19 protein-coding genes are annotated in these 23,174 nt (G+C 53.6%); 12 read left to right on the forward strand and 7 right to left on the reverse strand.

The genetic code is table 11. From position 1 onward, the window contains the following. Positions 1 to 84 precede the first annotated feature (84 nt). Complete coding sequence (gene amn, locus SB725_RS20495) at positions 85 to 1,584, forward strand: AMP nucleosidase (RefSeq protein WP_172825928.1); 1,500 nt, start codon at positions 85 to 87, stop codon at positions 1,582 to 1,584. 68 nt (positions 1,585 to 1,652) lie between these two features. Next, a complete protein-coding gene (locus SB725_RS20500; protein ID WP_027924272.1) occupies positions 1,653 to 2,288 on the forward strand; it encodes a pseudouridine synthase in 636 nt (211 codons plus the stop codon). On the opposite strand, the gene SB725_RS20505 is transcribed toward SB725_RS20500, so the two are convergent. Together SB725_RS20505 and SB725_RS20510 are read right to left on the reverse strand one after the other, a co-directional pair. After that, complete coding sequence (locus SB725_RS20505) at positions 2,283 to 2,492, reverse strand: DUF2788 domain-containing protein (RefSeq protein WP_027924271.1); 210 nt, start codon at positions 2,490 to 2,492, stop codon at positions 2,283 to 2,285. The genes SB725_RS20500 and SB725_RS20505 overlap by 6 nt on opposite strands. Positions 2,493 to 2,692: 200 nt before the next feature. Next, positions 2,693 to 3,172: an Lrp/AsnC family transcriptional regulator gene (locus tag SB725_RS20510; RefSeq protein ID WP_007894448.1), complete on the reverse strand. Its 480-nt coding sequence runs from the start codon at positions 3,170 to 3,172 to the stop codon at positions 2,693 to 2,695. A 435-nt stretch (positions 3,173 to 3,607) separates the two neighbouring features. On the opposite strand from SB725_RS20510, the gene SB725_RS20515 reads away from it, so the two are divergent. After that, positions 3,608 to 4,672, forward strand: a complete 1,065-nt coding sequence (locus SB725_RS20515; RefSeq protein ID WP_027924270.1) for a DUF6515 family protein — start codon at positions 3,608 to 3,610, stop codon at positions 4,670 to 4,672. Here the strand turns inward: SB725_RS20515 and SB725_RS20520 are convergent. Continuing rightward, the gene (locus tag SB725_RS20520) at positions 4,657 to 5,562 is read right to left on the reverse strand and encodes a cation diffusion facilitator family transporter (RefSeq protein ID WP_027924269.1); all 906 of its coding nucleotides are present in this window, start codon (positions 5,560 to 5,562) and stop codon (positions 4,657 to 4,659) included. The two genes, SB725_RS20515 and SB725_RS20520, sit on opposite strands and share 16 nt — an antisense overlap. Before the next feature lie 29 nt (positions 5,563 to 5,591). After that, entirely contained in the window at positions 5,592 to 6,011 is a 420-nt protein-coding gene (locus SB725_RS20525) for a hypothetical protein (RefSeq protein WP_027924268.1), read from the reverse strand. A gap of 361 nt (positions 6,012 to 6,372) precedes the next feature. On the opposite strand from SB725_RS20525, the gene hrpB reads away from it, so the two are divergent. The 5 genes from hrpB (at position 6,373) to SB725_RS20550 (ending at position 14,936) form a co-directional block, all read left to right on the forward strand. Further along, on the forward strand, positions 6,373 to 8,874 hold the full coding sequence (gene hrpB, locus SB725_RS20530; RefSeq protein WP_410922524.1) for an ATP-dependent helicase HrpB: 2,502 nt from the start codon (positions 6,373 to 6,375) through the stop codon (positions 8,872 to 8,874). 189 nt (positions 8,875 to 9,063) lie between these two features. Beyond that, positions 9,064 to 10,533: a site-specific integrase gene (locus SB725_RS20535; RefSeq protein WP_410922525.1), complete on the forward strand. Its 1,470-nt coding sequence runs from the start codon at positions 9,064 to 9,066 to the stop codon at positions 10,531 to 10,533. Next, on the forward strand, positions 10,526 to 12,463 hold the full coding sequence (locus SB725_RS20540; RefSeq protein ID WP_410922526.1) for a hypothetical protein: 1,938 nt from the start codon (positions 10,526 to 10,528) through the stop codon (positions 12,461 to 12,463). The genes SB725_RS20535 and SB725_RS20540 overlap by 8 nt, the downstream gene beginning before the upstream one ends. Further along, positions 12,460 to 14,511 carry an integrase gene (locus SB725_RS20545; RefSeq protein WP_410922527.1) on the forward strand — a complete coding sequence of 684 codons (2,052 nt, stop codon included), beginning with the start codon at positions 12,460 to 12,462 and terminating at the stop codon, positions 14,509 to 14,511. Before SB725_RS20540 ends, SB725_RS20545 begins: the two co-directional genes overlap by 4 nt. 2 nt (positions 14,512 to 14,513) lie before the next feature. Beyond that, positions 14,514 to 14,936, forward strand: a complete 423-nt coding sequence (locus SB725_RS20550) for a hypothetical protein (protein ID WP_410922528.1) — start codon at positions 14,514 to 14,516, stop codon at positions 14,934 to 14,936. 141 nt (positions 14,937 to 15,077) lie between these two features. On the opposite strand, the gene SB725_RS20555 is transcribed toward SB725_RS20550, so the two are convergent. The 3 genes from SB725_RS20555 to SB725_RS20565 all read right to left on the reverse strand — a co-directional run bounded on the left by SB725_RS20555 (position 15,078) and on the right by SB725_RS20565 (position 16,979). After that, the gene (locus SB725_RS20555; RefSeq protein WP_410922529.1) at positions 15,078 to 15,296 is read right to left on the reverse strand and encodes a BPSL0761 family protein; all 219 of its coding nucleotides are present in this window, start codon (positions 15,294 to 15,296) and stop codon (positions 15,078 to 15,080) included. Positions 15,297 to 15,844: 548 nt separating this feature from the next. Then, complete coding sequence (locus tag SB725_RS20560) at positions 15,845 to 16,054, reverse strand: hypothetical protein (protein ID WP_410922530.1); 210 nt, start codon at positions 16,052 to 16,054, stop codon at positions 15,845 to 15,847. A 628-nt stretch (positions 16,055 to 16,682) separates the two neighbouring features. Further along, positions 16,683 to 16,979, reverse strand: a complete 297-nt coding sequence (locus SB725_RS20565; protein ID WP_410922531.1) for a helix-turn-helix domain-containing protein — start codon at positions 16,977 to 16,979, stop codon at positions 16,683 to 16,685. Positions 16,980 to 17,006: 27 nt separating this feature from the next. Here SB725_RS20565 and SB725_RS20570 point away from each other — a divergent pair, with 27 nt between their 5' ends. The 4 genes from SB725_RS20570 to SB725_RS20585 all read left to right on the forward strand — a co-directional run bounded on the left by SB725_RS20570 (position 17,007) and on the right by SB725_RS20585 (position 23,138). After that, positions 17,007 to 17,510 carry a hypothetical protein gene (locus tag SB725_RS20570; RefSeq protein WP_410922532.1) on the forward strand — a complete coding sequence of 168 codons (504 nt, stop codon included), beginning with the start codon at positions 17,007 to 17,009 and terminating at the stop codon, positions 17,508 to 17,510. 571 nt (positions 17,511 to 18,081) lie between these two features. Further along, positions 18,082 to 19,008, forward strand: a complete 927-nt coding sequence (locus tag SB725_RS20575; RefSeq protein WP_410922533.1) for a DUF4007 family protein — start codon at positions 18,082 to 18,084, stop codon at positions 19,006 to 19,008. After that, the gene (locus SB725_RS20580; protein WP_410922534.1) at positions 18,998 to 22,306 is read left to right on the forward strand and encodes an ATP-binding protein; all 3,309 of its coding nucleotides are present in this window, start codon (positions 18,998 to 19,000) and stop codon (positions 22,304 to 22,306) included. Before SB725_RS20575 ends, SB725_RS20580 begins: the two co-directional genes overlap by 11 nt. Next, the gene (locus SB725_RS20585; protein ID WP_410922535.1) at positions 22,299 to 23,138 is read left to right on the forward strand and encodes a hypothetical protein; all 840 of its coding nucleotides are present in this window, start codon (positions 22,299 to 22,301) and stop codon (positions 23,136 to 23,138) included. The genes SB725_RS20580 and SB725_RS20585 overlap by 8 nt, the downstream gene beginning before the upstream one ends. The last annotated feature ends 36 nt before the right edge of the window (positions 23,139 to 23,174 follow it).

Below are 23,174 nucleotides of genomic sequence, written 5' to 3' on the forward strand. Positions count from 1 at the left end.
CCCGCTCCCACAGGTTCAGTGGTGTCTGAGAATTGCTGTACTGGCAACATTCCACTGTTCCCGTGAAGCGACGATGCAGGCAAGATGAAGGTCTGCAAGTCAGAACACAGGATGCTGATCGTGACCGAAGCTTTTATTGTCGTTCAAACCGCCGAGCAAGCCGTGGACCGGCTTGCGCTCTTGCACAATCGTGCAACCACCGCGCTGAACCAGGCGCTCAAGCGTTACCTCAAGGATCGTGTCGAGCCGGACGCCGAACAGCGTGCGATGTTTCGTTATCCTGAACTGCGTCTGACCTATCACTGCCAAGGCGAAGTCCCGCAGACCACGCGTGCCTACGCCAAGGTTCAACTGCCGGGGACCTACAGCGTCACCGTCACCCATCCGGCCGCTTTCCGTAAATACCTGCTGGAACAACTCGTGCCATTGATGCACGACTTCACCGTGACCGTCGAAGTCGGCGTCAGCCAGCAAAACATTCCTTATCCGTACGTGGTCGAGCAGGGCGATGAACTGGCCGGCTCCGGCGTGACCGCTGCGGTGCTGGCGCGGGTGTTCCCGAGCACCGATTTGTCGGCCGCCACCGATGGCATTGCCGATGGTTTGTACGATTGGGAAAACACCGACCCGCTGCCGCTGGCGCTGTTCGACGCCGCGCGGGTGGATTTTTCCCTGCGTCGACTGGTGCATTACACCGGCAGTGACTGGCGTCATGTGCAGCCGTGGATCCTGCTGACCAACTACCACCGCTACGTTGACCAGTTCATCGTCCATGGCCTGGAGCAATTGCGCAGCGACCCGCGTTTTGTGCGCATGATTTTGCCCGGCAACGTCATCATCGAAAAAAGCATGGACCACGGCGAAGCCTCGGCGATTGCTGCGGGCGTGGTCTGGCACCGTTACCAAATGCCGGCCTATCACCTGATCGCCAGCGATGGCCACGGCGTGACGCTGGTGAACATCGGCGTCGGCCCGTCCAACGCCAAGAACATCACCGACCACCTGGCGGTGTTGCGTCCGCATTGCTGGCTGATGATCGGCCACTGCGGTGGCTTGCGTCAGTCCCAGACCATTGGCGACTACGTGCTGGCGCACGCTTATATGCGCCGCGACGGGATTCTCGACCGGGTCGTGCCGCCGAACATTCCGATTCCGGCCCTGGCTGAAGTGCAGATGGCGTTGCAGCAAGCGGCGGCCAACATCACCGGCGAAAAAGGCGACGAGCTGAAGAAACGCCTGCGTACCGGCACGGTATTGACGTATGACGACCGTAACTGGGAATTGCGCTGGGCGCAGGAGCGTCCGTTGATCAACCTGTCGCGCGCTGTCGCAGTGGACATGGAAAGCGGCACTATCGCCGCCCAGGGCTATCGTTTGCGGGTGCCTTACGGCACGTTGCTGTGTGTCTCGGACAAACCGTTGCACAGCGAAATCAAGCTGCCGGGCTCGGCCAACGCCTTCTATGAGCGCGCGGTCAGCCAGCACTTGAAGATCGGCATCGAAGCGGTGGACCTGTTGCGCACCGAACTCAACTCGCTGCATTCGCGCAAACTGCGCAGCTTCGACGAGCCACCGTTCCGCTAACAGTCATGGTCATTTAACGGTCAGAGCACTAGCATTAGCAGCCCTGACCGTTAGATGTTTCTTTCCCCATGCCCCGTCCACCACGTCCCGCTCCTCGCCGTCCTGGCGCGAATACACCATCCTCAGCCCCGCGCCGTGTCGCCAAGGCGCCGCCGGCCGAGCCGAAGCTGATCCTGTTCAACAAACCGTTCGACGTGTTGACCCAATTCAGCGACGGCGAAGGGCGGGCGACGCTCAAGGATTACATCGAGATTCCCGGAATCTACCCGGCAGGACGGCTGGACCGCGACAGTGAAGGCTTGCTGCTGCTGACCAACGATGGCCAGCTCCAGGCGCGGATCGCCGACCCGAAACACAAACTGGCCAAGACCTATTGGGTGCAGGTGGAAGGCGAGCCGAGTGCCGAGCAATTGCAGCGTTTGCGTGATGGCGTTGAACTGAACGACGGCATGACGCTGCCGGCCGAGGCGCGGCAGCTTGAAGAACCGGAGCTGTGGCCACGCAACCCGCCGGTGCGCTTTCGCAAAAGCGTACCCACGAGTTGGCTGGAATTGGTGATTCGTGAGGGGCGAAACCGTCAGGTGCGGCGCATGACGGCGGCGGTCGGCTTGCCGACATTGCGGCTGGTGCGGGTCAGAATCGGCGACTGGACGATCGAAGGGCTCGATCAGGGCCAGTGGAAAGAAGTACCGGCGCGTTTATAACGTGCCGGATTCGATCAGGCCGATCACCACGCTTTTGATCACGAACGCGGCCACGCCCAGACCCAGCACAAAGAACAGAATCATCGAGCCAAAGCGCCCGGCCTTGGACTTCTTCGCCAGATCCCAGACGATGAAACCCATGAAAATGATCAGGATGCTGACAAGGCCCGTCATCATCCACTCTTCAAATACTGCAGGATCCATCGAACATCTCCAGCGCAGGCGCGGCTAAAAGGGCGCGGCGAGTATACGCCACGGGGGATTGGCGATGTATTGACCTGCGTCGGTGTGTCGCAGTCATTCGTCGCTTGTGCCGGCCCTATCGCGAGCAAGCTCGCTCCCACAGGGGATCTTTGGTGCTCAGAAGATCCAGTGTGGGAGCGAGCTTGCTCGCGATGGCGTCCTCAGCTGCGCAAATGAGTCAGCGGTAATTCAGTGCTATTGAGCACCTGATTCAATACAAAACTCGACCGCACACTCGTCACCCCTTCAATCCGGGTCAGGTGCCCCAGCAGCAGTTTCTGATAGTGATCCATATCGGGCACCACCACCTTCAACTGATAATCCGCATCCATCCCCGTCACCAGGCTGCATTCCAGCACCTGCGGCAAGGTACGAATCGCCGCTTCAAAGTTTTCGAACCGCTCGGGTGTGTGTCGGTCCATGCCGATCAGCACGTAGGCCGTCAGGCTCAAACCGAGCATTTTGCGGTCGAGCAGGGCGACCTGACGGGTGATGTAGCCGTCGTCTTCCAGCTGCTTGACCCGGCGCGAGCATGGCGAAGGCGACAGGCCAATGCGTTCGGCCAGTTCCTGGTTGGAGATGCGCGCGTCACGCTGCAATTCCGCCAAAATGCTCAGGTCGTATCGGTCGAGTTTGCTCATCAATCAGGCCTTTGTCGTAACTATTGCGGCAGATTATCTATCCAGGGTTAAAAATTGCGCAAGTGATGTTTATTTGAGCAATCTTAGCAATCCTCTGCCGGCGCCTCAGGCCTATTCTTATCACCAGAATCACTGCTCGGACAAACAGTCCACAGCGACTCGCCCAATCAGGCCAGTCGCGGCCGCCACCCCCACCGGGGATGTGCCGGCCCCCGAGCTACACACTGTCCAGAAGACGGCGTGAGGTGAGCCGGCGTCATAAGCGTCGAGCACGGACGAAGTTCTCAAAGGGAGGCCGACGGGTCTCCCTTTTCTTTTGCCCGCGATTTCTCTTCTGCCCTCAATAAATAAGTTTCGCGACTGATAACCTGTTGCAGAACCGGTCTGTGCTTTTCCAGTCTTACGTACAGGCCCTAACCCGCAGTGAGGAAAAGCATGAAGTCGCGCATCTGGCGTTTGGCCGGTGTTGGTTTGCTGTGTGTTGGTGTCGCTGCACAATCGCTGGCCGATGATCAGCAAAACCGTGGAAACGATGGCGGGCAGCATGGGCCGGATGGCCATCAGGGCAACGGTCAGGGGCATGGCAACAATCAGCAACGCCCGCAGAACAATGAGCAGAATAATCAGCCCCGTCCGCAGAACAACGAGATCATTCGTGGCGAAAACAGCCGCCAGTTTGAACATAACGGCCAAAACCAAAACAACGGTCAATGGCAGAACCAGAACCAGCCACGACCGCAGCACGACTACAACAACCCGGTTCGCTCGCCGCCACCGCCGCCGCAATTACCCGCCAATGACCTGCCGATTCAGGGCCGGCCCGATACCGTGCGCCAGACCCAGCAGCCGCAGCGTGGGTACTATCAGGACAATCCGCGCAACAACGGATACAACCAGCAGTGGCAAACCGGCGGTATGGGCGCACACCCCAATGATCATTACTGGGCAGGGCGCCCGAATGGTCACGGCAACGGTTGGGGACCCGGTCCGCAGTATCGGCCCGGTCAGGTGATCGATCGTTTCCCGGATCGCGATTACCGCGTGCCTTACGGCGGTCGGGATTACTTCTATTCCGGCGGCTACTGGTATCGCCCGCAAGGCCCGCGTTACGTGGTGGTGCAGCCGCCGCGCGGGATTCGTGTGAGTTACTTGCCCGATTACGCCCGTGAAGTATGGATTGGCGGAGCGTTGTTGTTCCTGGCCGCAGGCTCGTATTACGCCTATCAGGAAAGCACTCAGGACTACGTCGTGGTCGAACCGCCCGTGCAAGCGCAGCCTCAGCCGACGAGCAATGGTTATGACGTCACGGCCTATCCCGCCAACGGTCAGTCACCGGAGCAAGTCAGTCAGGACGGCTACGAGTGCTATCAATACGCGGTGCAGCAAAGCGGCTTCGATCCAAGAACCGCCACCTACCAACCGGATCCTTCGGTGGTGCAAGCCTACCGCCAGGCCCAGGGCAATTGCCTCAGTAGTCGCGGCTATCAGGTTTCTTTCTGAGTCCTGGTGGCCAACGCCACTTCCTGCGGGTCGGCGTGCACCAGCACTTCGGCTCGCGGGTAGGCGGCGTGGATGGCATCGGCGGCTTGATCGCTGATGCCGTGGGCAACTGAAAGCGTCAAATCCCCCGGCAATTCCAGGTGCAGTTGCACGAACCACTGGTTACCGGAAATCCGTGTACGCAAATCATGCGCCCCCAGAACACCCGGCACGCTGCACGCCAGTTCCAGCATGTGCTGACTGACATCCGGTGGCAGTTCTGCATCCATCAACACCGTGAAGCTTTCCCGAGCGATCTGAATCGCGCTCCAGAGAATGTACGCGGCAATCCCCAGACCGAACCACGGGTCGACCTGATGCCAGCCAAACCCGGCCAGCACCAGCGCCACCAGAATGCTGCCATTGAGCAGCAGGTCCGAGCGGTAATGCAGCGAGTCTGCACGCACCGCGTTGGAGCCGGTGGCCTTGACCACGCGATGCTGCACCATCAGCAACGCCAGCGTCAGCACCAGGGAAAACACGATCACCCCGATGCTGATCCACGGCGCGCCGACCGGCTCCGGGTGTTGCAGCCGGTCAATCGCCTGCATGGAAATCAACACCGCACTGCCGCCAATGAACAACGCCTGGGCCATGCCCGCCAGCGACTCGGCCTTGCCATGCCCGTAACGATGGTCGTCATCGGCCGGGCGCAAGGCGTAATGCACTGCCAGCAGGTTGAGCAGCGACGTGACGCCGTCGAGCGTCGAGTCGGTCAACCCGGCGAGCATGCTCACCGAGCCGCTCAACCACCAGGCGATGGCCTTGGCGACGATCAGCGTACACGCCACCGCCACCGAGGCACGGGTCGCCAGCCGCAGCAGGCGGGCATGTTCGGAGCTGGAAATCATAGGGGCAGCTTTTCCTTTTGGTGCACCGATTACGCGGCGGGTTGCAGGCCGAGCAGGGCCAGTTGCTGGGTGCTGCCTTTGTGTTGGATCAGGCGTGGGTCGTCCAGCGGGAAGCTGCGGCCCAGTTCAGTTTCGAGAATAGTCTGCAACTTGTGGTTATCGACCTTGCCGTCCGCTCCGATCGCTTCCTTGAGCTTCTCCGGATCGACCTGAGCCGTCTTGCCAGGCTCGAAGTAAATCGCGCCGGTGGCGAAGTCGACCGCAAACGCGATCAGGCCGGGGATGATGTAGAACAACAGGCCCACGGCATCCAGCGCGGCGATGGCCGGGTCAATCTTGCCGTCGATTTGCCCACGGCGGTCGGGGTAGAAAATCGAGCCGCAAGCGGTCACTTGGGTGAGCAGGGTTGCAACCAACACACCGCCAATCAGGCGAAAGGGAACACGCATATGAAATCTCCTGGGTAATTTCAAAACGAAAAGGCGTCGGTATGAATTAGGACCCTTACGAACGCCTGGCAGTTCGCCGTTATACTCGCGCCGGCAGGGCGTGCCCACAGTAAATTGCGGCCGCGTCTCACCCCCATTGGGATAGTTGAGGATTGATGTTGTTTTTTTCAGATCGGCAACGCGCAACGGCTGATGAAGTTTTTCGGGGTTCGGCCCTCCGGGCTGAAGCTGTGGACGCGCCATGCTGCGTTGCGGGACTTGGCAAGGAAACGACCTTTACCTGCGTCCCGCGCCTTGCCTGGAACGTCCACAGCTTCAACGTGACTCACAATTTACTGTGGGCACGCCCTGGGGAGCCAGCATGATTTCTTTGCCGATTGATGAAGTTTTACCCGCGCTGCGTGACGCCTTGGCGATACGCCACGAAGCCGTGCTCGAAGCACCGCCCGGCGCCGGTAAGACCACCCGTGTTCCATTGGCCTTGCTCAACGAGGCCTGGCTGGCCGGGCAGACCATTGTGATGCTTGAACCGCGCCGGTTGGCAGCGCGGGCGGCGGCGGAGCGGCTGGCCAGTGAATTGGGTGAGAAGGTTGGCGAAACGGTCGGGTATCGCATTCGCCTCGACAGCAAAGTCGGGCCCAAGACCCGTATCGAAGTGGTCACCGAAGGCATCCTCACGCGGCGCTTGCAGGACGACCCGGCGCTGGAAGGCGTTGGCCTGCTGATCTTCGATGAATTCCACGAGCGCAGCCTCGACGCCGACCTGGCGTTGGCCCTGAGCCTGAATGGCCGGGAGCTGTTTCGCGACGATCAGCCGCTGAAAATCCTGCTGATGTCGGCAACCCTGGAGGGCGAACGCCTGGCCGGGTTGCTCGACGATGCGCCAATTCTGCGCAGCGAAGGTCGCATGTACCCGGTGGCGATGCGCTGGGGGCGGCCGTTCCAGCCCGGTGAGTTCATCGAGCCGCGAGTGGTGCAGACCATCCTTGAGGCCTTGAACGATGAAACCGGCAGCCTTCTGGTGTTCCTGCCGGGACAAGCGGAAATCCGTCGGGTCCATCAACAATTGGCTGATGCCTTGGGCGATAGCCCGCAGGTGCTGCTGTGCCCGCTGCACGGCGAACTGGACCTGAATGCCCAACGCGCGGCGATTGATCCAGCGCCGGCAGGCTTTCGCAAAGTGGTGCTGGCAACCAACATCGCCGAGACCAGCCTGACCATCGATGGCGTGCGCGTGGTGATCGACGCGGGGTTGGCGCGGGTACCGCGTTTCGACCCCGGCAGCGGCATGACCCGCCTCGTCACCCAACGCATCTCCAAGGCCAGCGCCACGCAACGCGCGGGCCGGGCAGGGCGCTTGGAGCCGGGGGTGTGTTATCGCTTGTGGTCACAGGATCAGCATGAACAACTGGCGGCCTACGCCAGTGCGGAAATTCTCTCGGCGGACCTCGCCGGCCTGGCGTTGCAACTCGGTCGCTGGGGCGTGACGCCGGGTCAGTTGGTTTGGCTGGATGTCCCGCCGGCCGCCGCCTATGCCCAGGCTCAGGACTTGCTGGATCGACTGGGCGCATTGGACGGTGACGCGCTGACCCGACACGGTCAGGCCATGGCCGAACTGCCGGCGCATCCGCGTATCGCGCATTTGTTGTTACGCGGCCAGGCGCTCGGCTTGGCCGACATGGCCTGCGATGTCGCGGCATTGCTCGGTGAACGCGATATCTTGCGCGGCGCGGGTGCCGATCTGCACAGTCGCTTGGTGCTGTTGTCCGGCGAAGAACGTGCCGCGCGCGGTGCTCAAGGTGGCGTTCAACGGGCCCGGCAACTGGCGCGGCAATATCGTGGTTATTTGCGTGGCAAAGCCTCGGAGCCGGTCAGCGATCCGGATCATCCGCGCTGGCTCGGCGCACTGCTGGCGCTGGCTTATCCCGACCGTGTTGCCCAGCAGCGCCGTGCCGGGGGGGCGGAATACCGCTTGGCCAACGGCCGCGCCGCGTTGTTCGCCGAGGCTGACAGCCTGATGAAACAGGCATGGCTGGTGATTGCCGATCTCGGCAGTCGTCAGGGCCAGCGGGAGGAAAGGATTTATCTGGCGGCGGATTTCGATCCGGCGCTGTTCGACTCGGTGCTCGCCGAGCAAGTGCGCATCGTCGATCAACTGGATTGGGATGAGCGCGAAGGTGTGTTGCGCGCCGAGCGTCAGCGCAAGGTCGGTGAACTGATCCTGAGCCGCGAACCGTTGACCGGTCTCGATGAAACTGCGCGCAGTCAGGCGTTGGTCAATCTGGTCCGGCGCAAAGGGCTGGAGCTGTTGCCGTGGACTCCGGAGCTGCGTCAGTGGCAGGCGCGGGTGGCCTTGTTGCGTCAGTTGGATATGGCCGGGAAGGGCGAAAGTGAATGGCCGGACGTCAGCGATGCTGCGCTGCTCAAAAGCCTTGAACATTGGCTGATGCCGTATCTGGGCAAAGTCTCGCGGCTCAGCCACTTTGCCAACCTGGACCTGTCGAGCATCGTCCATAACTTGCTGCCGTGGCCGCTGCCGCAACGGCTCGATGAGCTGGCGCCGCATCATCTGAGCGTGCCGTCGGGGTCGTCGATTCGTCTGGATTACAGCGAGCAGCCGCCGATTCTGGCGGTGCGTTTGCAGGAACTGTTCGGCCTGGCCGAGACCCCGCGCATTGCCGGTGGCCGGCAAGTGGTCAAGCTGCATCTGCTGTCACCTGCGCGGCGGCCGGTACAGGTAACTCAGGACCTGGCGAGCTTCTGGCGCAGCACCTATGCCGAGGTGAAGAAGGATTTGAAGGGGCGGTACCCGAAGCTATTCCATAAGTTAGATCCTTGGGTTGAATCGCTTAAGAAGAAATGATTGACAGTTTTCTTGAAATTTTTCTCCCCTAACACACGTTATTGACGTTTGGTGGCACGCATACGGCATGCGCAGACCAGAGGTTCTGCGCACCTCGTTTATCCGGATGTAGGGAGGAAGTGTTATGGGTTGAGATGAATCATAAAGGTCTAACCGCTAATGTCGACTCACCCATATCAAAGGTGAGTCATGTCTTATATCAATCCGCTTCACAAAAAACGCCTGATAATCATTCCGTGTGTCCGGAATGCTTTCGCAAAAATTTCTACCCATGAAACCCCTGGTGCAGTGAGCTTGATGCTTGAGGGGGCCGAGGTGGAGGGTGTATATCAGATCAATGAAATAGGAACAGAGAACGAAGTTGATATACATCATTTTTCATTCCTGTTTCATGCCAATGGTGACCCGTGGCAAGAGGCCAACGCTTACTTACACAGACTCCTGTCTGAGAGAACACAGTTAAATCGCCGCACTGATGATATAAGACGCATAGCTAGTAAGTTGCTTGATTATCTTTTGTTTTGTGAAAGCAATGGTCAGAGCTGGCTCGACTTCTCTGGTGTTCGTCCATCTTTACGCCCTACCTATAGATACTTTTATTATTTGATTAATAGCGGTAACCGTAGTAATGCAGTGATTAATCAATACACTTCAGTCGTATATCGTTTTTATAAGTACGTTGCTGAATGTTGGGTTGAGCTTGATATCAATCGAGTTGATACGGTAAAGCAGGCGCGACTAGTTATCCAAAGTGCAAAAGGTACGAGGCTGATAGATGTCGAAAAGCGTAGCCAGACAAGGAGGGTTTCCAATAATAGTGCTGTGCCTATTGGTTTTGTGCGTGAGGATGGCGAAGAACTGAGGCCGCTCTCAAATATTGAACTTGAAGCGTTCCTAGGCGCCATAAGGGACGAGAGCAAATGGTCCGCGACCGAGCGACTAATCTTGCTCACATCACTGATGACTGGGGCACGAAAGCAAACTGTCCTGACTATGCAGTTAAGGCATCTAAATAATTTTAAGGATGAGCGACTATCCCCGGAGGGCACGTATAAAATTCACGCGGGTCCAGGCACTGGTATGGATACCAAAAATAACAAGTCGCAAGTTATTTATTTTCCGAAGCAACTTGCTGAAGATCTTTTGATGTTAGCTAATAGCTCGCTCATGCAACGTCGTCGAGCAAAGCTGTGCGCACATCTAGAGAAAAATTTCCCCCGGTTGGTGATTAACGAAGAGAACATGTATTTGTTTCTTTCCGATCAAGGTAACTGCTATTACATGGCGAAAAGTGATCCTCGATACTTCTTGGTAAAATCGCCTCCGTCGGGACAGGTAACAGAAACAATAAAGCGAAAATTGCTTAATCAAATTCCTGGCAGTTTTCCGAAAGATTTTTCCTACCATTGGTTAAGAGCAACGTACGCGTATCAACTCTACCAGCGGCTACGAATGGCCGTCGAGAAGGGGCTGATTCAGCCCGGGGAAGACATAGATTTTATTCAAAGGCGTATGCATCATGAATCCAGAATCACAACTGAGAATTATCTCAAGTTGTTTAGAATGACGCATGAGAAAATTATTGCTCAAGAAATATGGGAGAGTGATCTATTTGGTGGTGGTTACAATGCTCTAAAAGTGAGTGCGGAAGATGCGTGAGATAGAGCAGTATGTGCATCGCCAAGACACAAAAATCATAAGTTTACGTGAGGCAACACATTATTTTTCAGAGCCTGAGGGGCTGCGCCTTCAGTTATCTTTTAAGGCAAAAAAGAAACCATTGGATATCGGCAGTCTTGCATACTGTAAGGTTGGGAGGAACTCTAGCATACATGACGATCGTGGTACGCCCGTTATTATTTCGTCGCTTGTCGCAGGTCGGCGAGAACTAGTAAGGAGATTGTTGGGGCTTTTTGCCGGTGCGCGAGATGAAACAGTTGTTCAGACTTTTGTACGTGTACAGTATTTTGTGAGTTGGCTCAATTCTACTGGTTATAGTGAGATATTTGAAGGCGAGTTACAAGCGCAAGAAGCATACCGAGATTATACGGCGTATTTAAACCAGCGGATATTCATGCAAGAGCTGAAGCCCCGCAGCGCCAACCATTATCAAGAAGGAGCTATTAGCTTGATTGAACTTTTGTATCCTGAGAGTTATCACCATATTCTCTCGGGAGCTATAAGAATAATCGCTGTAAGAAACTCGGTTGTTCCATGCGACTCTCATGTTCAACTATACAAAGATGTCTGTATGGCTATCGCTCAACAATGCAGTGCATTTGTCCTAGGTTCAAAGCCGTATCCATGCGTCGTTGCTATCATGGATTACGAGGTAGTATTGTTTCCATCGAATGTGGGCGCCATTGGACCGTTTAAAAAGCCAGTGCCACTCTACAATGTGGCAGAGCGCCGTGTTGCAACCGCTGAGGAATACATAACTAACTGTGCGGTACTAGGTATAAAAAATGTTAAGAGTAAAGACGTAGCTCGGGCTGTTAAGGGGGCGCTGGAGAACTTCGAGGGTTCTAATAAAAACGCCAGGCATAGACATCGAATTTGTTTGGCTGCTTTAGCTGCCAAAGCCTACGCTTGCCTTTTTGTTCTCATTACAGGTGCTTCTCCGAGCGAGTTTTCCCAGTTTACTTATAAGGACGCACTCGAGGTAGAAAAATCTCCTCTAAAAAAAGAGTTGTCGGCTGTAAAGTTTCGCGCAGGAGGAAAAGCAACTCTCTACAATATTGGACGAAACAATGGTCTCGGACTGCTGAGGGAGTACTTGAAGCTTCGAGAGTGGATATTAAATGGGCGTGCGAGCGATAAGCTTTTTTTTTCGATTTCTGAACTTGGAACGCGGATATATAAACGAGATCAGGGGGTTGGTGAGTTTCCGGTAACTCATGCAATGAGGAGTTTTTATAATTCTATAAGTGGTGTGTTTATCGATTCTAGCGTACCAATTCTTACCGCGCGCGCAATGCGTAAGCACAAGAGCCTAGTGCAACATTCAGCTCGATTGTCTCCGTCTACGGTGTCGAAATCGCTTAATCACACGGAAGTCGTAAATGCGTTGTATTACGCAGAGGGGACACTCGAGCAGCAGAAGAAGGAGTTCGGTCTGTTCTGGAAATCCCTGCGTCATGCCGCAACCATAGTTCGTGAGCGCAGCGAAAAAACGCCTGGCGATTTGCTCTCGACAGCGGCTGGCCACTGTGGTGGATTTGATCAACCAGAAATTTTAAGCGGAACCAGTATCCCGTTAGTTGAACTTAACTGTCGTACGCAATATGGCTGTATATACTGTCAGCACTATGTCTGTCACTCCGATGAGGAGGACATACATAAACTCCTGAGCCTGCAATACGTGATCACTGCGGTACGTAAAGTAACTTCTGATTCGGCGCATGCTGAAGCTTTGTTTAAAGAATTGTCAATAAGAATCGAGTTTATAATTGACGCGCTTTCCAAGCGCTCTGAGTCGGTAAGGCAGATAGTCGATATGCTCAAAAAAAACGTGTTTGAGTATGGCATGCTTACTTTGTTTTGGGAAAAGCGGCTGGTCCGCTACGAGATGATGGGGGTGGTATTTTGAGCTCTGTTGTAGCGTCGATAGGTAATCTATTTGCTAGTGGGGAGTTCTTGGCTTCTTGTGAGCCTGATAATGCGTTACATCTATATTCCAAACCGACATTAGACTTCGTTTTATGCCGTGATCAAAACGGTAAAGCAACTGCAATATATGGTGGGTCTGTTTGGAATTTTAATCCCTACAGGCTTTCGGCAAATAAAATTAATAAAATACATTTTGACTCTGTATTTATTGATTTCGGAGAAGAAGAATGTGTACTAATTGAAGAGGCAAAATATCTTTTGTACTGCTTGATTTATTTCGGTGGAGGTGGACGAATCGGATCTATAAGCGCGGCTACGCTGATACAGTATTGGGTGCAGGTGGTACGCAGAGCGATGCAGTTCTGCCTCGCACAAAGAGAAAAGCCTATCGTTGGCGTGCTCTCCTTGCAGCAGCTATTTACTGTGCCTGTCTATTTAGCATCCTTCATTCGCGAAAAAGTTAATGACGGGAAAGTATTATCTGCGATTCTTAGTCAGTTGGTCCGCGTGGGCGAACAGCGCCTTGGATATGCCGTACTGAATCCTAGTAGTCTTTCTTTGACCAGGCCTGAATATAAGCAACACCCTGTCATTCCGACACGGATCTATTTGAACCTGATAAATGTTACGGGAGATATACTTGATCGGCTTTATAATGGCAGCAATAGCTTAGATTGTTTCATCGCGTCGTTTGGTGACGAGCATTATGGCATTAATGTTGGTGTTCAGAGGGCACGCGGACTGGGAGGTAGGGTGCATTATCGACCCGATATGTCGCAGGCCATTATGGATCACGGTCTTAAAATGGTTTTTTCAGAGGAATTTGCTTGTCCGTTCAGGAAGAACCTACAACGTGTCTTACTCAAGATGCAGTATGTAGCGAAGTCGGTCATTCATCTCTACACCGGAATGCGCGAACAAGAGGTAATGCGTATGCCGTTTAACTGCCTGAGCGAGCAAGTCGTCAGGCAACCAGTATTTGATGACCAAAAAATTTTACGTGATAAGTCTCAAACGATAAGCGTCCTCTCGACTACCACAAAGTATGCGGGCTATAAAAAATCTGGTGCTTGGTTGGCTCCAAGCGAAGTTATCAAAGCTGTTGAGGTTGCCCGGGCGATTTGTCGCGGTCTCGCAAAGTTATATGATGTGGAGTTAGATGATCGCTGTCCGCTATTTCTCAATCCTTCTATTGTGAGTAAATTTAGGAACGGCAAGGAGGTCGCTGTTACTAGCTTTCCGTCTACAAAAACTCATCTGGATTCTTTTAAGTCTCTGACAATACAGGAGGCGGACTTGGCAGAGTTGGCGCAAAGTGACTCAGGTCGAGATTTTCATAGTGAATTGGCCTTTGCAGTTGGGCAACCTTGGCCTCTATCTAGTCATCAATTTAGGCGTTCTTTAGCCTTTTATGGTAGCAGCAGTGGTTTTGTATCATTGCCAACACTTCGCGCGCAATACAAACATATGACGATTCAGATGGCGCGATACTACGCTAACGGTTTTGATAAGCTTCGTACCATTTTTGGCTATTACGATGAAAAGAAAAAAGATTTTATGCTGCCAAAAAATCATATTGCCTTCGAGTTTCAGATGGCTATGCCAATGTCTGTGGCAAACGAATTAATCTCTGATCTTTTGTTTCGTGAAGAGCCTCTATTTGGCGGTACTGGCTCATACATGGAAAAGCAAAAAAAGAGTTTTTTTGTCGGTGAGATAAATATTGAAGATGTTCGTTCTGATACCGAGCGTCGAGTAAAGAATGGTGCTATTAGTTACCGGCCAACGCTACTAGGAGGTTGTACTAAAGTTGGTCGCTGTAATTCATTCCTGCTTGGTGATTACTCTGAGTGTTTATCCTGTGAGGGCGCCATCATCAAACCAGAGATGTTGAATTTTGCTATTGAGGATGCTACTGAAGAAGCTTCTCATTATGCAGAAAACTCAGGTGAGTACCAAATTGTAAAGAGTGAAATTTCACGACTGTTGGCCTTCAAGGCTAGTCTAATAGCTGCGGTAGAAATTTAATTATGACTCCTAAATATTTTAGTAAGGGGCTAGCTGCTTGCGAGGAAGCATTGCAGCGTCTTTTGGACGGAAAGCCTATTGTTCCAGAGCATGTGGGTTTGAATTCATCAAGGCTTACGGCAAGCATTGTCAGCCTAGAAGCAGGCTTTGATCGTGGCTATCTAAAAAGGGCACGTAAAGCACATTTGCCAATATTGGCAAAGATTGAGGCTTCACGGGCCGACACTAAAAATAACTCTGGCTCTCACAATGAAAAGAGAATGGTTCGTTTGGCAGCTAAATTATTGCTCTTGGAAGGTGAACTTGCGATGGTTCGAGCGCAGCGTGATAGGGTACTTTCCCAGAATCTCCAGTTGTGGGAGCAAGTAAGGTGCCTGGAATTGATCGCAAGAAAAAATAAATCTCAAGTCCGGTTGCATCTATAACTCCGGCTCATCATTGGTGTAGAAGTTAAGACTTTAGCGGACAGTCACGACCAGCAATCAAGTAACTGTAAGATTAAGCCTTAGCTTCTACATCTAAGCAGAAATGTCAGTCGATTTATTTGTCCGAATTTATCGGATGTATTAGTCGATACTGGAGCTTAGAAAAACCCATGGATGCGCGTCTCCTCTTTGCTCTTCCACCTTACCTGCAAGCAGTACCTCTTTCGCCGAAGGATAGTGGCGCAACAGGCGGTGGGCTTCGTTACGCACGGGCTCAGGTAGTGCTTGATCACGAGACAGACTTATCAAAAAATCTCGGGTTTGAATGATCGAGCGCGTGCGCTCATTCGGCATCGTCATAACTCTCTCCTTCCCTTAAGTTGCTATCAATTTTGCCCATCACACTTGTAAACAGGGTCAGGTTGTAGATAACCCCTTTAGAAATCCGGGGGTTGGCTCGTTTTGTCCTAAATCGCCGCAATGACGTCCTTTGCGCTATGGGAAAAGTTCGGTATGCGACAGGTTACGTGACCATGGTCGCGTGATTTGAACACCATAGTTGATCCTCCTCTTTACGTATGTGAGTAGCTGGCCATATCTACTGAATACGAAAACAGCACTGGACATCTCCGCCCAAAGAAATGGTTGGTTGGCAGGCGAACAGTGATTTGACTTAGTACAAATATAGCCTGCGCCTGCTGGTCACGAAATCGCACGCGTTAAGGGCGTCCTCACCAATTCTGGCATTTGGTACCGCTCGTGCGATTTGTGGCGAGAGGTTGCAATTGAGACAGGATCGGCAGGGCATCACGGGCTGGTCATGGGGGCAAAGCTGTGCTGTCTCGAACGCCATGAGGCGCGGCTGACGATTTGAGTGGTTCCTTTTTTCACCGAGGTCACTCCAGCGTTCATTCCTCTTCGTCGAGACTGCTAAATCGTTGTGGCCTTGGAATGGGAGCATTGCCGCGTAAGACCGCTTTGATCGACTCGGCCGCCCGTTCAAGGCTTTCTAGATCGGCCGCGTATACCGCCTCTACCTGCCTATCCCTGGCTCCTCGTTTGACCTCGAGTATGTCCTCGACGCTGGAGTTTTCCGAAAGCTTGTTGTCGTCGCTCATAAAGCTAACTCGTTCAGAGGTTGTTGGCCGAACTTATCAACTGATCCTAATGCACATTCTGCTGACGACCAAGGGCGGTATAACCTCAATGACCGAACGGATGGTGGCATTTCCAACGTGGATTTTGCGTGTAGTCCCTATGATTTAGACGGTGGCTAACACCAGCACCTGTGTACTTAGCCCCAGCGTGCGAACGGGCTTCTGCGCCGCGCATCTGAACCGTCTCCCCGTTTGCCTTGGTCGTTAATCTCATCGCTGCCAGAGGGCTAACGCGCACCTTGCCCATACTTGCTTGCCTTGGGCCGCTTATAGATTCCGCGAACTACATGCTCAAGGGCACCGGCCTGAAAAAGTCTAGAGAGCTCTTTGTTGACTGATGCGCGACTGTCAACCTGCGCGAAAAGGCTACCGAGAAAAGGCCGCGCCTAAGGCACGTATTGGATTCGTTTGGCGATTGATTTTGCGACAGACATTATGGGCTCCAGCATGCCATGAAGCCGTTGGGTTTTCTGGCAAAGGTAGTACCTGTAAGTACGTAAAGCTTTCACCTCAACAGATAGCTTATCGGTGCCGTTGGGAGTTGATCCAAAAAATTGGTTGCAGGAGCAGTAAAAATGCTCGCGTCCAGCTACTCAGTGGAGGGCGTCTCGGTGACCTCTTTACGAATGCGGGTGATTAAGGAGTCTATTGTGACGGTGTCATCGAGCAGGAGGTAGCAGCGCATCAGGACTGTCAAAGGATGAACGTCCATGACAGCGGCAAGAGCGTCCACCTTTTCAAGGGTAGGCCCCTTTCCGCCACCCTCCAGTTGGCTAAGGTAGGTTTGGCTGCTACAGCCTCCGAAGTCCTCTTGACTCAGATGGCGAGACTTCCTCATCTCTCTCAAGGCCATGCCAAACGCCTGTTTCAGCTCCATTTTTTTCATCCCCGCAAAAGGAATGATGAAGCCGCCTTGAACGCCAGACCTCCATTAACTATTGTTAATATTTCGAGGGTTTTTTCCATGTTTAAAACATATAGCCATGCCGAGCTGCTTCCTATGAGCGTTTTTGCGGATGCGGGAGTTCAGCACTGGCAATTTGTCGAGCATGAAATGCGTTACCCATGGTTCTACATGGAACTAGTGCGAGATCACGGCGATGATATTGTGGGTAGCATGCTCATGATTCCAACGGTTCCGATACTTCAGCAGATGCTTCTCGAGCTGGATGACCGCTCATGGTTTGCTCAAGCTTATCTGATCTCACCAGGCTACTTGAGAGGAGAAAAAAGCTGGGTGATGGAACCACTTATTGAGGTGAGTATTGCTGAGGATGATGCTTACAATCTGGAGGATTACATCTTCAGAGTCGAGGGTGGAGCGTGTTACAGCATTCAGCACGAGAAGAGGTGCGGCAATCTTAAAATCACAAAGACAATTTTTTCGGCGGAGCGCCATCTACGTACGTGTGGATGAATCGAAATTTATCGACGCGACGGGGTGAGCGAATCGGTCATAGATGTTCTCGCTGAGGGCCGCCAAATCAAAGGTGCTCCGGCGCTATGTCGGTCAAAGTCACATCTGTTCGATGCTACAGAACCTTACGGGTGTTAGCGCCTACGCAGAATTGAACCAGTTGCCGAGATGTCACTTCCCCATTTTGATTCCTTGCGAACCATTGCTTGTGCTGGATTTCTGCGCACTTGGGGAGGGGCACTCTTGTGTCGGCACGTGGGCCAATTCGGCGTCGACGTCCACAGGGCTCGGATCAAAAGCACAATTCTCACAGTCAAAGAAGTGAATATAGGTGAAATTACGCAGTGAAGGTTAACTGAATTAATCTTTAAAAAAAAAAGGGTTGATCTGTTTTTTAAACTCTGCGTGAATTCAGCATTGTCTCTGAATACCCCTCAAGCCATGACGTCTCGAGAAGACATCTCGACTAGTCGGGGATACAATGCGGCGATATGGCCCGGGACGACTGGATAAGTCCACCAGTCTGCGCAATGCTGACTGGAGAGGGTCGCCAGTTTTGGAACGGGGACGCATGAAGACGACGCAGATCGAAAAGAGAGATGCCCATTTTTCCGGGCACGAAACGTTTCCTCTACGCCAGATGTGGCTGAAAAAGGCGGTGGACAAGGCAGATGCCGATGGCCTTCTGTCAAAGGACATTTTTTCGAGCGAGAAGGCGATTGCCGACTTTGGAGTCGGTAGAAATATGGTCGCGTCTATCAGGCATTGGGCACTTGCATGTGATGTGATCGCTGAAGACGAGTCTCGTCGCAACTTTATGCTGACTTACGAAGGCAAGAATATCTTCGGGGCGTCAGGCTTTGACCCCTACTCCGAAAATCCGGTGACCGCTTGGTTTGCGCATTGGTGCCTTGCAGGCCGTGGAACAAGATCTACTACGTGGTTCTGGCTCTTCAACGTTTTATCTGCCCAATCCTTCAGCCGTGACGAAGCGCTGCCAACGTTGACTAAGTATGCGCTTTCGGTAGCAGGTGGGAAAAAGCTTTCGCAAGCTACGCTCAGCCGCGACTTAGACACATGCCTTCGCGGATACGCTCCGCGCTCGGCATCCTCATCCGTTGAAGAGGCGGCCGAGCCGATGCTGGCCGAACTAGGATTACTCCAGGAAGAACGAAAAGGGGTCTTTTCATTTCGTAGAGGACCTAAGTCGACCCTGTCAGACGCGTTTTTTGCATGGGCGCTTCTCGACTATTGGATACGGTACCGAAGAGCTGAGTCCTCACTAACGTTCGAAACTGTCGCATATGCTCAGGGATCTCCCGGACGCGTGTTCAAACTTGACGAGGAGTCAGTCGCAGAGCGCCTATTCTGCCTTTCCGATCTTACAGACGGAAAACTTCGCTGGTCGGATACTTCAGGACTCCGTCAAGTCCATCGCGGTGATTTCGATCCTGCAACGCTGATGACACAACTTCTGAGAAAATCTTATGACTACTAATTCCGGGACTGCGGCTGATGACGCTCCAGTAAAGATCGTCAGGCATTATCGACGCTCCGTCCGGATTGACGCAGACATCGGCAGATCCGATGCGTTGGATGGGTATGTCCTTACCGAGACGGCAAAGGAAGCGCTTTCCGTGATGACACGGCAAATCGCAGGGACCAATCAGCGTGCTTTTACGTGGACCGGGCCTTACGGGGGCGGAAAGTCTTCGCTTGCTCTAGTCCTAGCGGCCTCCGTTTCGAATGACAAAGTGCTTCGACAAGAGGCATCTGCAATTGTCGATAATATCCCTCACTTTCAGAAAGCATTTGCGGCAGATGATGCCGAGTGGCTTGTCGTCCCCGTTGTAGGAACGCGTGGTAGCGTTACGTTAGAAATCTCTAGGGCCTTGGATAAAGCCATTGGGAAAGAGAACTTCTCGACGCCTGAGACGTTAGTCGCGGACCTAACTAACGAAGCTGAGCGCGAAGGGCGCGGAGGCGTCCTTCTTATTGTTGACGAAATGGGCAAGTTTCTCGAAGCCTCCGCCGCCGGTGGCGACGACGTTCACTTCTTTCAGGACTTGGCCGAAACAGCAGCTCGTTGTAGGGGGAAAGTAGTAGTTATAGGCATCCTCCACCAAGCGTTCCGCCAATACGCATCTCGTCTAGGCATCGAGGCTCGAGAGGAATGGGCAAAAGTTCAAGGACGTTTTTCTGACGTTTCCTTCGTGGCAACGGGGGACGAGGTTGTCGAGCTTATCGGCAGAGCAATCGAGACCACTATCTCCCATCCACAAACAGCTGAAGCAAGCAACACCGTTGGTGCTGCTATCTCAGGGCGCCGCCCCGCTGTGGGCGCCGGTATGGGAGTACTCTTAGATCGTTGCTGGCCACTTCATCCGGTGACGGCGGCTCTTCTCGGACCAGCCTCTAGGCGCCAATTCGGGCAGAACGAGCGTAGCGTATTTGGGTTTTTGACTTCCCTAGAGCCACATGGTTTTCAGGACTTTCTTGAACAATGGGATGGAAAGTCAACCTATGGACCCGAGCAGTTCTGGGATTATCTTCGGGCGAACCTCGAACAGGCTATCTTGGCGTCTCCCGATGGGCACAGATGGGCTCAGGCGGTGGAGGCTGTAGAGAGAACGTCAGCAAAAGGTGGCGCCGAGGCCGAGACGGCACTAGCGAAATCCCTAGCATTGGTTGATATGTTCAGAGGGGTTTCGGGGTTAGTCGCAGATGACAATGTGCTCAGGACCGTTTTGCCTGAGAATACACCCGGCGAAGTCTCGGCTCTGCTGGAGCGACTTTCTGTATGGCGCGTTGCGTTGTATCGAAAGCACATCGGGGCTTGGACGATCTTCGAAGGTAGTGATTTTGATATCGACGAGGCGGTTTCTAAGGCAAGGAGCACCTTTGCGTCTGCCGACATGAAAACGCTAACCGCGATGGCAAATCTCCATCCAGTCATTGCCAAGCGGCATTACAACGATACGGGAACATTCCGATGGCTCGGTGTTTCTATGCACTCGGTCCAAGAGGCAGAGCGTTTAGCAAAAACGTATCACCCCGAAGGCGGCGAGTTTGGTCGTCTAGCCTTGGTTTTGCCAGAACGCCACTCCAACAGCGAAGAGACTGCCAAAGTACTCTCCAGTCTACCAATTGAGCCGAAAAACCCGCTTTTCTTCGGGGTTCCACCTAACCATGAGCTGATTGCAGATCTTGGATCAGAACTGCTATCCCTTAGGCTCGTTTTTGAAGGCCGCCCGGAATTGGAGGGCGACTCAGTAGCCCGCCGAGAGGTGGCTGCACGCTTGTCTTCGGTCAAAGGCGCACTTGAGGAGGCCCTTAGAGAAGCTGTTACTCATGCCGATTGGCGAGTTGAAGGTAAGCCAAAACGCGCCCAGACCCTGTCATCACTAGCGTCGGAAATGGCCAGCGAGATTTTCTCGGCCGCGCCAAAAGTATGGAGTGAGCTGGTCAATCGGGATGCACTATCAGCCAACAGCGTTAAAGCGCGTCGCGATTTACTTCACCGGATGGTGGACAATACGTTTGACGAAAATCTTGGAATCGAGGGGTTCCCGGCTGAGCGAGGGTTGTATGACACACTGCTGTCTTCTACCGGTTTGCATGAACGTACACCGGATGGCACATGGCGGTTCTGTCCACCACAACCCTTCAACCAGAGAAACTTGCATCCGCTATGGGAATCAGGCCTGGAGATGGTATCTACGCGAATCGCGGGTACCGTAGCCGTTAAGGAGCTGTACGCTCTTTGGGGTAGCCCTCCCTACGGTGTAAAAAGCGGACTCATGCCGGTCCTAGCATTGGCGTTAATGCTTGCCCATTCGGACAAGATTGCAGTTTACCGAGATGGTGTTTTTGAACCGAGGCTGACTGACGTCGATGTCGACGAAATGCTTCAGGATGCGGGTCGCTTTTCGGTTCGCTGGGTAGACGAAAACAGCGAGAGGAAGCGCGCTCTGATGACGCTTTCGGCTACGGTTAAGCGCTGCGGATTCCCTTCAGCGAGCGATGCTCCACTTGAGGTAGCCAGGGCACTTGTCGCGTTGGCGTTTTCACTGCCGATGTGGGCAAGACGCACTCAACACATCTCTCTGGAGGCTCGAGCCGTCCGTGACATCCTGCTCAAGGCGTCGGATCCCCATCGTTTACTTTTCATGGACCTTCCTGAGACCCTCAACTCAGCAGCAGCTGATATAGGTGAGCGGCTAGAAGCTCCATTGATGGAGATGTTAGCAGCCTATCCAGAAATGCTCCGGAAGGTCGACAGTAGGCTCGCAGAGGCTATTGATGGCAGAGCGGGGGATGATCCAGAGCTAAGGGAGCGTGCCGAGTATATTTCCAAGGTTACTGGCGACCTCCGCCTAGAGGGATTTGCTGCGAGACTACGCAAGCGCGACGGCTCTACCAATTCTATTGAGGGTATTTTGAGTCTTGCGGTAAACAAGCCACCTAGGGATTGGACAGACCTCGACGTAGATGCCGCCCTTGTGGCCGTAGCCGACCTTTCTCTTGCGTTCCGGAAGGCCGAAGCATTTGTTTCAGTTGAAGGACGGCAACCTGGACGTGAGTCTTTCGCTGTGGTTATAGGCGCAGGTGGCTCTTCAACCGTGGTCACAAAAAACTTCGAAGTCGCAGGGCGGGATCGTGAGGCTGTCCGTGGCACGGCGGACAAAGTTCTCGAAATTTTGAGGGCATCAGGTTTACAAGGCGATCTGCTACTTGCGGCATTGGCCCGCGCTGGAACCACCATTGCTAAGGAAGAGGAGACTGAGCATGCGTGAACGGCATTTGCTAGGCCTTTCTGGTGGACGCGACAGCGCAGCTTTGGCCGTCTATGTCCGGCAAACACGCCCCGAGTTAGATATTGAGTATTTCTTCACAGACACTGGCGAGGAACTCCCTGAAGTTCAGGAGTTTCTTGGCCGCCTTGAAGGTTTCTTGGGGAAGCCTATTCTCCGGCTTAACCCAAGACGAGACTTCGAGTTCTGGCTTAAGGAGTACAACAATTTCCTGCCCTCTCCTCAAACACGGTGGTGCACGCGTCAGTTGAAGCTGGCGCCGTTTGAGGAGTGGACCAGACCTATGCTTGCCAGTGGAGAAAAAGTCTTCTCGTATGTCGCAATCCGCTCGGATGAAGATTACCGCGAGGGCTACTCCTCAAAAAACGAGAATCTCAAAGTTGTCCTACCTTTTCGCACAGACGGAATCGATAAGGCCGGAGTCATTGAGATTCTGGAGTCAACAGGCGTAGGTCTCCCTCGTTACTATGAGTGGCGTAGCCGGAGCGGTTGCACGTTCTGCTTTTTTCAACAGAAGATCGAATGGGTGCGCTTGCGCGAACGGCATCCTAATTCGTTCCAGGAAGCCAAGGATTTAGAGAAAACGGCCCTTGCACAGGGATCTCCATTCACATGGAGTAAGGGCGAACCACTGTCCGACTTGGAGAAGCCAGAACGCGTAGATGCCATTCGGAAGGAATATGAAGCTCGTCTTCTGAGGACCAGAGCACGCAAACCCCGCAACCCCCTCCGGCCATGGGAGGAAAACCTGGATATTGATGATGCGTATGGCGTGGATGAAGCTGATGGGGGCTGTAACATTTGCCATAAATGAAATTCAGGGGCGTTTAGCCCCTGAATGTCTCCCTAT

This window comes from Pseudomonas sp. SIMBA_041 (assembly GCF_046535095.1).
Taxonomy (GTDB): Bacteria; Pseudomonadota; Gammaproteobacteria; order Pseudomonadales; family Pseudomonadaceae; genus Aquipseudomonas; species Aquipseudomonas mucoides.